The organism is Streptomyces sp. NPDC004610 (assembly GCF_040609715.1).
Taxonomy (GTDB): domain Bacteria; phylum Actinomycetota; class Actinomycetes; order Streptomycetales; family Streptomycetaceae; genus Streptomyces.
Map to the genome: position 1 here is coordinate 73037 of NZ_JBEXLA010000031.1, position 11933 is coordinate 84969.

Consider the following 11933-nt stretch of genomic DNA (forward strand, 5'->3'; position numbering starts at 1 on the left):
AGCGGAACCCCGGTTGCGAGCCCGGCGGGGACAGCGCCCCGGGGGCGGTCGCCAGGCCCGTAACCCGGACCGCAGCCGCATCGGGGGCGGAGCACGAATGGTGGTTCCGGCCGGAGCGGAGCCCGGGTCGCGCCCCCGCCGGGAGGCGTGCCCCGGTGGAGGGCAGGCAGGTCGGCAACCCGGGCCACAGCGCCAGCCGGGGCGGAGCCTGCGTCGCGGGCTCGGCGGGAGTGGGCCCGGGTTGCGGGCCCGGCGATGGGTCGGCGGGCCCGCAACCCAGGCCGCAGCCCCAGCCGGGACGGACCCCAGCCGGGACGGACCCCAGGCGGCCGATCCGGCGGGTGCGGTGCCGGGTCGCAGGCGGCTCGACGGGGTGTCGCCCCGGTGGCGGGTCGCCAGGCCCGCAACCTGCGTGCCAACCCCCGCCTCGGCGCCGCCCCTGTCGCATACCCCCGGAAAGCACCCCGGGCCGCAGGCCCGGCGAGGGCCGGGCCCGGGCAGGGGGCCCGCCCCCGGCGGAGTCCAGCCGCGGGCATTCCCCGCAGGTCACCAGCTCGTCTCCCCCCCCGGGATCACCAGCCCGTCCACACCCCCCCCGGGATCACCAGCTCGTCCCCTCCCGGCACCACCAGGCCGCCCCCCCCCGCCGGGATTACAACCCGTCCTCCTCCCTCCCCCGGATCACCACCCCGTCCCGAATCGCGCCATCGGCTCGATCAGTTCCCGCTCCTCGTACGAGAGGTGTGACAGCAGGGTGTCCGTGAGGAGGTCCACCGTCGCCCGTAGTCCCTCGCCGCCCGACTCGCCCAGGGCGAAGGCGATCAGCTCGCGGTCGAGGCGCTCGATCACGCCCTGTATGGCGTGATGCTCCTCGGCGAGCCGGTCGAGCACCGCGCCCAGCCGGGGGTCGGAGCGGCGCAAGTAGGGGAAGAGGTCCTGGTCCTCGCGGGTGTGGTGCAGCGCGGTGACCCGGCAGTACGAGGCGCAGTAGGCGCCGAGGGTCCAGATGTTCTGGCGCAGGCTCAGCTTCTGGATCTCGGAGCGGGCCTCGCCGGGGTCGAGGGTGTCGGCCAGGACCTCGTGGACCACCGCGCCGAGCCGTTCGAGGTCGGCGCGCAGCTGGTCGTGCGCGGCGATCAGGTTGCGGGCGGGCTCCTGTTCGTGGCGCGGGTAGCGCCGTTCGGGGTCGGCGGGGGGACCGGTGGGGCGCGTGGACTCGTCCCACAGGCGCTCCGTGGACCGACGTACCCCGGGATCGGGGGTGGGCCGTACGGACAGCCGCTCGCCGGGCGGGGCGAGGGTGGCCGTGCGCGCGCCCGCCACCGCCACGGCCGCCGCCACCGGGATGTTGGCCGCCGTACCGCCGCGCTCGGCGGCGACCAGTTCCCGGGTCGCGGGCGCCACCTCCGCCGCGAACACCTCGATCAGCGCCGGTTGCCGCGCGGGCAGCAGGAACGCGCTCGTGCCGTGCTCCAGCGTGAGCGCGGCCAGTTGCTCGGGCCAGGTGTCCAGCGGGCCGCGCGGGAAACCGCCCGGACCCGGCGAGAGGTTGTAGAGCCGCCGGACGGCTGACGGCGGGCGCCCGGCCGCGAGCGCCGCCTCGTCGATCCGCCGGTGCCCGGCCCCGAGCCGGCCCGGCGGTACATGCGGGACGCTGGGCAGCCAGCCGTCGGCCGTCTGGCCGACCAGGTCCAGCATGCGCGGGCCGATGGCGCCGACCCAGATCCCCATGGGGTGCGCGGGGGCGGGGCCGGGGGCGGCGCCGTCGAGCCGGTAGTGCTCGCCGGTGACATGGACCGGCCCGTCGCCGTGCCAGAGCGCCCGGACGATCGCGATGGCCTCCCGGGTGGCGCGGACCGCCTCGCCGGGGGTGCGGTGCGGTCCGCCGTCGGCGGTGATGGCGTCCCAGTAGGACCCGGCGCCCAGCCCGAGTTCGACCCGGCCGCCGCTGAGCCGGTCCAGGCCCGCCGCGGTGCGGGCCAGCACGGCGGGCGGACGCAGCGGGAGGTTGGCGACGTTGGGGAAGACCCGTACCCGGGTGGTGGACGCGGCGATGACCGCGAGCGCCACCCAGGCGTCGAGGAGATCCGGCCGGTAGGGATGGTCCGGCACGCTCACCAGATCCAGCCCGGACCGGTCCGCGACGCGGGCCGTCGCCACCGGTTCGTCCCCGGGTCCCGCGCCCGGCACCAGGACGGCGCCGAAGAGGAGGTCGTGTCCGTAGTCAGGCATGTGCGTGAACTCCTAGGCGGCGGACCGGCCGGGGGCGGGCGCGGGGGCCGGGGTGCGGCTCCAGAGCCTGCCGGGCCCGGCGAGCGCGGCGAGGGTGGCGACGCCCAGCGCGACGGCCGACATGACGAACGCGGTGGTGTAGCCGGACTCGGCGGGGAACTGCGTCCCGGGAACGGTCCGGGACGCCACCAGGGAGGCGGCGATCTGCGCGCCGAGGGAGCCGCCGATGGTACGCATGATGGTGTTGATGCCGGTCGCCTCACCGGTCTGGCCGCGGTCGACGGCGCTGACGACGAGGTTGGCCAGCGCGGCGAAGGCGAACCCGACGCCGATGCCCAGCACCGCCGAACCGGCGTACATGGCGCCCTCGCTGTCGTGCGCCCCGGCGTAGATGACGAAGCCGATCACGCCGATCAGACAGGCCAGGACCAGCGGCAGTTTCCAGCCCACGGTGGCGCCGATCCGCCCGGCGAGCGGGCTGGCGATCAGCATGGTGACCGCCATCGGCACCATGAACAGCCCGGCCTCGGTGACGGAGGCGCCGAAGCCGTACCCGGCGGCCCGCGGGGTCTGGGCGAGCAGCGGGACCAGGGTGAAGGCGCCGTACATGCCGAAACCGATGATGAGCGCGGTGACATGGCTGGTCAGTACGGCGGGCCGGACCAGCAGCGGGATGTCGATCAGCGGATCGCGCACCTTCTTCTCGGCGTACACGAACACCACGAGCAGCACGGCCGCCGCGACGAACAGGCCGATCACCGGACCCGACGCCCAGCCCCACGACTTGCCCTGGCTGATGGCCAGCAGCAGCGCCACCACGCCCGCGCTGAGCAGCACCACACCGGTCCAGTCGATCCGGCCGGGGGAGGTGACCGCGGACTCCTTGATGAAGGCGCTGACGGCGGCGATACCCAGCAGGATCACGAGGAGGCCGAACCAGAAGATCCACCGCCAGTCCAGCGCGTCCACGATCGGACCCGGCACGACCAGCCCGACACCGAAGCCGATGCCGAACGTGGAGGAGATCAGCCCGATCGCCACGGGCACCCGCTCGCGCGGGAACGAGTCGCGCACGATGCCGAACGCGAGGGGGAACGCGGCCGATCCGACGCCCTGCACCGCGCGGGCGACGATCAGCAGGGCCAGCGAGCCGGACAGCGCGGCCAGCAGCGTACCGGCGGCGAACACGCTGAGGCTGGCGATCAGCACCCGGCGCTTGCCGAACATGTCGCCGACCCGCCCGAGCAGCGCGGTGGCCACCGAGGCAGTGAGCAGGAAGGAGCTGAGCACCCAGGAGACACCGGTGGTGGAGGCGTCGAACTCCCGCTGGAGGTCGGGCAGCGCGGGCACCACCATCGTCTGCATCAGCGAGAACGACAGGACGGCGAGCAGCAGGGCGGCGAACGGGGCGGCGGTGCTTAACGATGAGCCGGTGGGGGCCTCGGCCTTGGTCGTGGGTGTTTCGGTCATGGAGCGGTCCTTCGGGAACGGGCGCCGCGGTCCGTGGCTCGGCACCACGGATCGAGCGCCGAACTAATGTCATCGCGTAATCATTCCACTCTGTCATCATTACGTCCAGCCATAATGTTGCGCTACCGTGAACAGATGAACGAAACCCCTGAACAGGGCCGCGGTGCGACCGCGGGCGGAGCGGCGGCGGTGCCCCGGCCCCCGAGCCTGCTGTCGCTGCCGTCCTATCTCGCCGGGCACGCCGCGCGGATCGGCCATGACGCCCTGGTGGAGGCCGTGGGCCGGCACGGACTGCGGCTGCCGCACTTCGCGACCCTGACCGCGCTCGCCGACTTCGGCCCGCTGCCCCAGCATGTGCTGGCCGACCGGCTCGGCTTCCAGCGCAGCCATCTCGGGGGCTACCTGGATGCGATCGAGGAGCGGGGACTGGTCCGGCGTACGCGGGATCGAGCCGACCGGCGCCGGCAACTGGTCGAACTCACCGGCGAGGGCGAGGCGCTCCAGCGCCGGCTGTGGCGGGTGGCCGAGCAGTCCCAGGACTCGTTCCTGCGGGGTTTCACCCAGGCCGAGCGCGAGACGCTGACGGAACTGCTGCGCCGGGTCCTCGACGCCGACGACCGGGCGCGCGCCCCGGAAACCGGTTCCCGAATTACGGATGGCTAGTTCCTGATATTCCCGAACCCCGAATCGGCTTCACACGGCTGCAACAGTGAATTCACGGAACATGTTTGGAATTCACCATGCAGTCTTTGTATGCTGGTACGTAAGTTTTGCTTCGTGCAAGGAACTTGACTTGCGGGGGAGAGAAATGACGCCTCAATCTTCAGAAGTCCTGCGGAAGCCTCTCATACCCACCCAGCCGAACGGATCCGGGACACCCCCGGTCTCCCGTCCGGTCGCCGAACTCCTGCCGGGCTCGTTACAGGCCGCGGTTCCCGCGTCCGGCGGCTGGCGCATCCTGATCGTCGAGGACAACACCGCGGACACCACCGCCACCGTGGGTGCCGTCGGCACCCTGGAGGACGGCCTGCGCCGCCACGGCCACGATGTCACCGCCGTGACCCGTGGCGCCGCGGCCCTGGAGGCCCACGAGAGCGCCGACCTGGTGCTGATGGACCTCGAACTGCCGGACCTGGACGGCCTGGAGGTCTGCAAGGCCATCCGCTCGGTCAGCTGCGTCCCGCTGATCGTCGTCACCGCCCGCGGCTCCGAACTGGACCGGGTCCTCGGCCTCCAGGCCGGCGCCGACGACTACATGGTCAAGCCCTACGGCTTCCGGGAGCTGATGGCCCGGATCGACGCCGTCATGCGGCGCGTGAGCACCCAGCGCCGACTGGGCAAGAAGATCGACTACGGGCCGCTGCACATCGATGTCAACTCCCGCGAGGTCAGCCTGGACGGCCGGGACGTGGAGCTGACCCGCAAGGAGTTCGACCTGCTCTGCCTGCTGGCGTCCCACCCCGACACCGTCATCCCGCGCAAGCGGCTGCTCCAGCAGGTGTGGGGGGACTCCTGGTCCCGGCGGACCGTGGACACCCATGTCAGCAGCCTCCGCGCGAAACTCGGCGCCAGCGGCTGGATCGTCACCGTACGCGGAGTCGGTTTCAAACTGGGGCACGCGTAATCGCTCCGCGAAGAAAGCGGATCGGCGACCGAGAAAGCGAGGAGGCGCGCGAATTTCTGCTCCCGGGCATGCGGAACCGGCATCCGGGCGGGTGCCGCCGCATTTGCAGAACCGCCGGGGGAATTCTGGATCACAGCGGTGGATCGCGGCAGCGGATCACTGCCGTGAATTCCGCTCCGATAGAGCCGCTCGCCCGGAAACGGCATTACCGGATCACCCGATCCCTCGATCACCGGATTACCGGCGAACCGTGCGGCGCGGGCCGTGAAGCAACCGGGCCCGCGCGGCACGGCGGATCGCCGGGCCCGGCACCGTACGGCGGACCACCGGACCTGGCATCGCACGGCGGACCGCCGGGCCCGGCACCGTACGGCGGACCACCGGACCTGGCGCCGCGCGGCGGACCATCGGGCCCGGCACCATACGGCGGACCGCCGGGCCCGGCGCTGCACGGCGGACCGCCGAACCCGGCACCGCACGGCGGACCACCGAACCCGGCGCCGCACGGCGGACGACCCGGCCCGGCACCGTACGGCCCGTCATCCGGCCCGCAGTCGGGGCGGGCTCCGATTCCGACACCAGGAAGCGAGTCGCGGATGTCCCGCACACCCCCTCAGGCCCCCCGCACCCCCCGCACCCCCCGGGTCGTCGTGGCCGGAGCCGGCCCCACCGGGCTGCTGCTGGCCGGTGATCTCGCCGCGGCCGGCGTGGAGGTCGTCGTGGTCGAGAAGCGCCCGTCCGGCATCAGCAACCTCAGCCGTGCCTTCGGCGTGCACGCCCGGACCCTCGAACTCCTCGACGCCCGCGGCCTCGCCGACGACCTCGTGGCCACCGGACAGATCATCCGCGAACTGCGGCTGTTCGGCGCCGTCCCCTTCGCGCTCGGCGCCCTCCCCTCCCGCTACCCCTTCCTCCTGATCACACCGCAGTACGAGGTGGAGCGCCTGCTGCTGCGCCGGGCACTGAAGAACGGTGCGGTCATCCGCCACGGCACCGAACTCACCGGCCTGGAGCAGGACGCCGACGGAGTCACCGCCTCGCTGCGCGGCCCCACGGGCGAGACCTCCCTGCGGGCCGCCTACCTGGTGGGCGCCGACGGCACCCGCAGCGCGGTCCGCGAGGCACTCGGGCTGCCCTTCCCGGGCAAGGTGGTGATCCGCTCGGTCATCCTGGCCGACGTACGCTTCACCGAACGACCGCCCCTCGTCGTGCGGGTGCACGGCACCGGTGACTCCTTCGGCTTCATCGCGCCCTTCGGTGACGGCTACTGGCGCGTCGGAGCCTGGGACCGGGCCCACCGCGACGAACCCGACGACAGCCCGGTCGGGTTCGAGGAACTGCGCGCCCTGACCGAACGGGCCTTCGGCTCCGACTTCGGCATGCACGACCCGCGCTGGCTCTCCCGCTTCCACAGCGACGAACGCCAGGTGCCCCAGTACCGCGTGGGCCGGGTCCTGCTGGCCGGTGACGCCGCCCACCAGCACTCGCCCGCCGGAGCGCAGGGCATGAACACCGGCCTCCAGGACGCCGTCAACCTCGGCTGGAAACTCGCCGCGGTGGCCACCGGCCGAGCCCCCGGCACCCTGCTGGACACCTACCACCAGGAACGCCACCCCATCGGCCGCGCGGTGCTCCGCAGCAGCGGCCTCAATCTGCGGCTCGCCATGGCACGCAACCCGCTGGAGATCGCCCTGCGCACCCTGCGCCGACTGGTGGTCACCCATGTCCGGCCGGTGGCCCGCCAGGCGGTGGGGGAGATCACCGGACTCGGCTGGTCCTACCCCGCCGCCCGCGGCACCCACCCCCTGACGGGCCACCGCACCCCCGACCTCGCCCTCACGACGGGACGCCTGTACGAGGTGCTGCGCGAGGGCCGGTTCGTCCTGCTCCTGCCCCCGTCCGGGACCTCCGGCGCCGACACCGGCCCGGAGATCACCCCCCGCCCCGACCGCCTGCTCATCACCCACCGGACGGACACCGACACCGGCACCGGCACGCGTGCCTACGGCGGTGACACGGCCGTCCTGGTGCGGCCCGACGGCTACTGCGCCTGGGCCGGACCCGCCGACGCCCCCGCGATCGAGGCGGGCCTCACCCCCTGGCTGGGGTGAGCGCCCCGGACGGCCCGAAGGACCCGGCCGGGCGGCGAACCCCGGCCGGTCACCTTCCGGCCGGGCCGGGACGCCTGGCCGATCCCGCGCCGCCGTCACCGTCACCCCCGCCGTCACCGTCTCACCGCGGCGGCAGCGGCGAGAGCGTGGGCAGATGGGCGAGGAACCCACCGTCCACCGACAGCACCTGACCGGTGATGAAGGAGGCCGCGGGGGAGGCGAGATACGCCACCAGCTGACTCACGTCCTCCGGGGTGCCCAGCCGCGGAATGAGGTTCGCGCTCTGGAACATCTGCTGCACGGGCTGGGGCATGTCCGCCTCCAGGGCCGGGGTGCGGACCAGTCCGGGCGCCACCGCGTTGCAGCGGATGCCATGTGCCCCGTAGGCGGCGGCCACGAACCGGGTCAGGGAGATCAGACCGCCCTTGGAGCTGCCGTAGGCCACCATCACCCGGTCCCCGGACAGCCCCTGGCCGCTGGTGATGTTGATGATCGACCCGCCGCCGCGCTCGATCATCACCGGCACGGTGTGCTTGCACAGCAGCATGGGCCCGCGCAGATTGACCGCCATCACCTGGTCCCACAGCTCCACGGACATCGACACCACATCCCGGTCCTGCCGGATCGCGGAGGTCAGCGCCGCGTTGTTGTCCAGGACGTCGATGCCGCCGAAGGTGTCCACGGTGAAGTCCACCAGCGCCTCGACACTCTCCTCCGAGGCGATGTCGACACCGTGGCCGACCACCGAGAGCCCCTTGGCGGCCAGTTCCGCGGCGGCGGCCTGGGCGGGGCCGTCGGCGACATCGGCGAGGACCACGTCCGCTCCCGCCCGCGCCAGGGCCTCCACGGTGGCGAAACCGATCCCTCCCGCACCACCGGTGACCACAGCCACTTTGCCGGCAAGGGACAGCGTTGCGTCCGTCATGGGTCGACGACCTCTCGTTCGACTGGTACGGCGGGCAGAGGGAGCGCGGTGCTAGGTCAGGTGCGGTGGTGCTCGGTCAGGTGCGTGCGGCCGGGTTCGCGAACAGCTCGGTGAACCGCCCGAGCAGCAGATCGTCCCCCTTGTAGCGGGACGTCTCCGCGGCGCCCAGCACGATCGGGCCGTCGGGACCGGGGACCTGCGAGGCACCCCCGGTGGCCCCCAGCGGCACCAGGATCGCGCTCTCGCCCGGCCGGTAGACCTCTTCCGCCGGCCGCCCGGCGGCCAGCGCCCTGATGTTGGCCGCCACCACGGCCGCGTGCTCGGAGGCAGCCTTGGACCGCTTCGGCTCCGGCACGGCCGTGACATCGCCGATGGCGAAGACGTTCGCGGTGCCCGGCACCCGCAGCTGCTCGTCCACCTCGACATGTCCGTCCGGCCGCCGGGCCGCCGCGAGGGCGCCGCGCAGCATGTCACTGCGCGGGGCCATGCCGTAGCAGCGGAACCACAGGTCCGCGTCGATCCGCGCCCCGGCCCGGGTGGTGACCGAGAACGGGCGGCGCACCCCCGGCTCCACCGGCGGCGGCGAGGTCAGCGCGCTGCCCAGCTCCAGCCGTACGCCCCGCGCGGTGAGTTGCTCGCGCAGGGCGCCGCGCAGTCCCGGGAGGTACTGGCCGCCGAGCACGTCCTCGGCGGGGTCGACCACCACCACCTCGATGTGCGGCCACTGCTCGGTGATCTCCCCGGCCAGCTCCAGCCCCACGGGACCGGCCCCGAGCAGCAACACCTTTGAAGCGGCGGCGAGTTCGGCCCGGGTGTGCGCGTGCCGGAGCTGGGACTGCGCGCTGTCGTCGATGTCGGGCTTGGCCGGGTACGGGTACGAGGACCCGGTGGCCAGGACCACGTACTGGGCGTCGATCACCGTGCCCCCGGCGGTGGTGACCCCGCTCGGGTCCACGGCGACGGCGCGGTCGCGCAGATGGCGGCAGCGGGCGAACAGCCCCTCGTAGCCGAAGTAGATGCGGGGCGCCCAGTCCGCGTCGACCAGCCCGCGCAGGGCGGCCACCGCGTGGACGAAGGCGTCGCCGGGATCGATCAGGACGACGTCGAAGTCGGGGTCGAGGTGGCGGGCCAGTGCGGTTCCTCCGTATCCGCCGCCGACGATTGCGACCGTGCTGCCCATAGGTTGCGCTCCTTGTGCCTACCGTGCGGAATCCACCGGCCGGACAGAGCTCCTCCGACGTGCCGGAGCCTAGCCCGAAGCCTAGGTAAAATGCAATCTGCATGGTACTTAGTGGGTGCAGCGCGCAGCGCAGGATCGCAGGCGACGGAAGGTGTCGAGGAACCCCATGCCCCTGGCCTATGTGTACGACCGCTTCGGCGGACCGGAGGTCGAGCACTTCACGGACCTTCCGCAACCGGTTCCGGGACCGGGCCAGTTGCTGATCGCCGTCCGCGCGGCCGGAGTCAACCCGGTGGACTGGAAACGCCGTTCGGGCAGCAGACCGCCCGGGGCGCCGGTCGTGGAGCTGCCCGCGGTCATGGGCGGCGAGGCGGCCGGCGAGGTCGTCGCGCTCGGCCCCGGCACCACCGGCTTCGCGGTGGGGGACGCGGTCCTGGGCGGCCCGGTGACCGGCGGCTACGCCCGGTACACCCTGCTGCCCGCCGAGGCCGCCGTACCCAAACCGCCCGAGCTGCCCTGGACCGACGCGGCGGCGCTGCCGATCGCCGGGGCCACCGGGTACGCGGCGGTCCACCGGCTCGCCCTGCCCGCCGGGGCGACGCTGCTGGTGACCGGCGTCGGGGGCGGGGTCGGGGTGGTCGCGGCCCAGATCGCGGCGGGGCGCGGGGTGAGGGTGCTGGGCTCGGCGGCGCCGGACAAACAGGGGTTCGCCGAGGCGCTCGGCGTCCGGTTCGTCGCCTCCGGCCCGGAACTGGCGGCGCGGGTGCGGGCGGTGGCGCCGGACGGTGTGGACGGCGTCCTCGATCTGGTCGGCGGAGCGGTGCTGCGGGAGGCCGCCACGCTGCTGACGGACCCCGCGAAGCTGGTGAGCGGCGCCGACCGGGAGACGGTCGCCCTGCTCGGCGGCGCACCGCTGGGGGCGGTCAGGGACCGCGCGATCCTCACCGCCGTGGTGGACCTCGCCCGCACCGGCGCCCTCGACCCGAAGGTGACGCGGGTGGTGCCGTTCAGCAGGGCCCCGGAGGCGCTCCGCGCGGTGGAGGGCGGGCACAGCCGCGGCAAGACGGTCCTGGAGATGGGGGCGGGGGAGGGGGAGGGGGAGGCTGACGGGGTGCCGCCCGCCCGATAGCCCCAAAGTAAAGTAAAGCGTGCAGGAAACCTAGGCCGAACGCCCCAGCTGAAGCACCGGAGGCTCCCCTGAACACCACACCGACGGCCGCCGTCGACCCCGGCGAGGCGTCCCGCCCGGCGGGCACGGGCCGCCCCGGCGGCCGGGCCGCGAAACGCCGGGCCATCACCCAGGGCGCGCGCACCGTCTTCGGTCGGGAGGGGTACAGCCGTACCAGCATCGAGGCCATCGCCGCCGAGGCGGGGGTCTCCACGCGCACCATCTACAACCACTTCCAGGGCAAGGACCAGCTCTTCTCGGACGTGGTGCACGACAGCGCCAGCCGGGTCGCGGACGCCTTCATCGCCACCGTCCGCGAGCAGGTCACCGGCACCGACCCGCGCGCCGATCTGCTCACCCTCGGCCTCGCGTTCGTCGGCCAGCGCACCCAGTTCCCCGACCACTTCGCGATGATCCGCCAGATCAAGGCCGAGGTGCAGCACTTCCCGCCCGCGGTCATCGAGGCATGGCACCAGGCCGGTCCCACCCGCGTCCAGCGCGAGGTCGCCTGGCAACTGCAACGCCTGGCCGAGGCCGGTCTCCTGCACATCAAGAACCCCGCCCGCGCCACGGTCCACTTCGTCGCCCTGGTCAACTCCGAGATCACCGTCCGCCCCTACGGCAGCCCGGAACTGACACCGCTCCAGACCCGCAACTGCGTCACCAGGGGGGTGGAGGCGTTTCTGCACGGGTATGGGGCGGCGGTGGGGTGACGTGAGGCCGGGGAGGTGAGTCGGGTCTTCTCGAGCCCGGAACCCCCGCCGGGCCGAGGTTGCGAGCGGCCGGAGGCTTCCCGGTGGTCACTCGTCGTCGCGCTGGTGGTTGGCCCAGACATAGCTCTCGGGGAGCAGCTCGGCGACCGGGACGGCTCGGACCCGGTCGCCGTCGCCGACGATGACCTTGAGGGTGGGGAAGTAGTCGAGAAGGACCTGACGGCAGCGACCGCACGGAGGTACCACTCCCCGGCCGCGGTCGCCCACGGCGACGATCGTGTCCAGTCGGTCGGCGCCCTCGGCGGCTGCCGCACCGATGAGGACCAGTTCCGCGCACGGCCCTCCGGTGAAGTGGTAGACGTTCACCGCCGTGATGATCCGGCCGTCGTGGGCGCGGGCCGCGGCTGCCATGCTGTGTTCCTCGCCCTGGCAGCGGGTGCGGGCCACCTGTGTCGCGGCCTGGATGAGTTCGTGGTCGACGGGGTGGGACTGGCTGGTCATCTTCCTTGC

Annotated in this window: 10 protein-coding genes and 1 pseudogene; 6 read left to right on the forward strand and 5 right to left on the reverse strand. The window is 73.2% G+C overall.

From position 1 onward, the window contains the following. Nucleotides 1–681 precede the first annotated feature (681 nt). Together ABZX40_RS29770 and ABZX40_RS29775 are read right to left on the reverse strand one after the other, a co-directional pair. Complete coding sequence (locus tag ABZX40_RS29770) at nt 682–2232, reverse strand: LLM class flavin-dependent oxidoreductase (protein WP_355744577.1); 1551 nt, start codon at nt 2230–2232, stop codon at nt 682–684. A gap of 12 nt (nt 2233–2244) precedes the next feature. Continuing rightward, nucleotides 2245–3702, reverse strand: a complete 1458-nt coding sequence (locus ABZX40_RS29775; protein WP_355744574.1) for an MFS transporter — start codon at nt 3700–3702, stop codon at nt 2245–2247. A 135-nt stretch (nt 3703–3837) separates the two neighbouring features. Between ABZX40_RS29775 and ABZX40_RS29780 the strand changes: the two genes are divergently transcribed. From ABZX40_RS29780 to ABZX40_RS29790, 3 genes are all read left to right on the forward strand, one after another. Continuing rightward, a complete protein-coding gene (locus tag ABZX40_RS29780) occupies nt 3838–4365 on the forward strand; it encodes a MarR family winged helix-turn-helix transcriptional regulator (RefSeq protein WP_355744571.1) in 528 nt (175 codons plus the stop codon). A gap of 145 nt (nt 4366–4510) precedes the next feature. Then, complete coding sequence (locus ABZX40_RS29785; protein ID WP_355744569.1) at nt 4511–5326, forward strand: response regulator transcription factor; 816 nt, start codon at nt 4511–4513, stop codon at nt 5324–5326. Between the two features lie 596 nt (nt 5327–5922). Beyond that, nucleotides 5923–7437 carry an FAD-dependent monooxygenase gene (locus ABZX40_RS29790; RefSeq protein ID WP_355744566.1) on the forward strand — a complete coding sequence of 505 codons (1515 nt, stop codon included), beginning with the start codon at nt 5923–5925 and terminating at the stop codon, nt 7435–7437. A gap of 121 nt (nt 7438–7558) precedes the next feature. On the opposite strand, the gene ABZX40_RS29795 is transcribed toward ABZX40_RS29790, so the two are convergent. Both ABZX40_RS29795 and ABZX40_RS29800 read right to left on the reverse strand, forming a co-directional pair. Then, nucleotides 7559–8362: a glucose 1-dehydrogenase gene (locus ABZX40_RS29795; RefSeq protein ID WP_355744563.1), complete on the reverse strand. Its 804-nt coding sequence runs from the start codon at nt 8360–8362 to the stop codon at nt 7559–7561. A gap of 76 nt (nt 8363–8438) precedes the next feature. After that, complete coding sequence (locus tag ABZX40_RS29800; protein ID WP_355744560.1) at nt 8439–9542, reverse strand: FAD-dependent oxidoreductase; 1104 nt, start codon at nt 9540–9542, stop codon at nt 8439–8441. Between the two features lie 166 nt (nt 9543–9708). On the opposite strand from ABZX40_RS29800, the gene ABZX40_RS29805 reads away from it, so the two are divergent. From ABZX40_RS29805 to ABZX40_RS29815, 3 genes and pseudogenes are all read left to right on the forward strand, one after another. After that, a complete protein-coding gene (locus ABZX40_RS29805) occupies nt 9709–10671 on the forward strand; it encodes an NADP-dependent oxidoreductase (protein WP_355744557.1) in 963 nt (320 codons plus the stop codon). Nucleotides 10672–10835: 164 nt separating this feature from the next. Next, nucleotides 10836–10961: pseudogene (locus ABZX40_RS29810) on the forward strand (helix-turn-helix domain-containing protein); the annotation flags it as partial. Between the two features lie 12 nt (nt 10962–10973). After that, nucleotides 10974–11423: a TetR/AcrR family transcriptional regulator C-terminal domain-containing protein gene (locus tag ABZX40_RS29815; RefSeq protein ID WP_355744554.1), complete on the forward strand. Its 450-nt coding sequence runs from the start codon at nt 10974–10976 to the stop codon at nt 11421–11423. Nucleotides 11424–11510: 87 nt separating this feature from the next. Here ABZX40_RS29815 and ABZX40_RS29820 read toward each other — a convergent pair whose 3' ends face one another. Then, on the reverse strand, nt 11511–11924 hold the full coding sequence (locus ABZX40_RS29820) for a cytidine deaminase (protein WP_355744551.1): 414 nt from the start codon (nt 11922–11924) through the stop codon (nt 11511–11513). Nucleotides 11925–11933 lie beyond the last annotated feature (9 nt).

Excerpts from the sequence above, each read along its gene's own strand:
- ABZX40_RS29785 (WP_355744569.1), top strand. The coding sequence starts at position 4,511 with ATGACGCCTCAATCTTCAGAAGTCCTGCGGAAGCCTCTCATACCCACC.
- ABZX40_RS29795 (WP_355744563.1), bottom strand. The coding sequence starts at position 8,362 with ATGACGGACGCAACGCTGTCCCTTGCCGGCAAAGTGGCTGTGGTCACC.
- ABZX40_RS29800 (WP_355744560.1), bottom strand. The coding sequence starts at position 9,542 with ATGGGCAGCACGGTCGCAATCGTCGGCGGCGGATACGGAGGAACCGCA.
- ABZX40_RS29805 (WP_355744557.1), top strand. The coding sequence starts at position 9,709 with ATGCCCCTGGCCTATGTGTACGACCGCTTCGGCGGACCGGAGGTCGAG.
- ABZX40_RS29775 (WP_355744574.1), bottom strand. The coding sequence starts at position 3,702 with ATGACCGAAACACCCACGACCAAGGCCGAGGCCCCCACCGGCTCATCG.
- ABZX40_RS29780 (WP_355744571.1), top strand. The coding sequence starts at position 3,838 with ATGAACGAAACCCCTGAACAGGGCCGCGGTGCGACCGCGGGCGGAGCG.
- ABZX40_RS29790 (WP_355744566.1), top strand. The coding sequence starts at position 5,923 with ATGTCCCGCACACCCCCTCAGGCCCCCCGCACCCCCCGCACCCCCCGG.
- ABZX40_RS29820 (WP_355744551.1), bottom strand. The coding sequence starts at position 11,924 with ATGACCAGCCAGTCCCACCCCGTCGACCACGAACTCATCCAGGCCGCG.
- ABZX40_RS29770 (WP_355744577.1), bottom strand. The coding sequence starts at position 2,232 with ATGCCTGACTACGGACACGACCTCCTCTTCGGCGCCGTCCTGGTGCCG.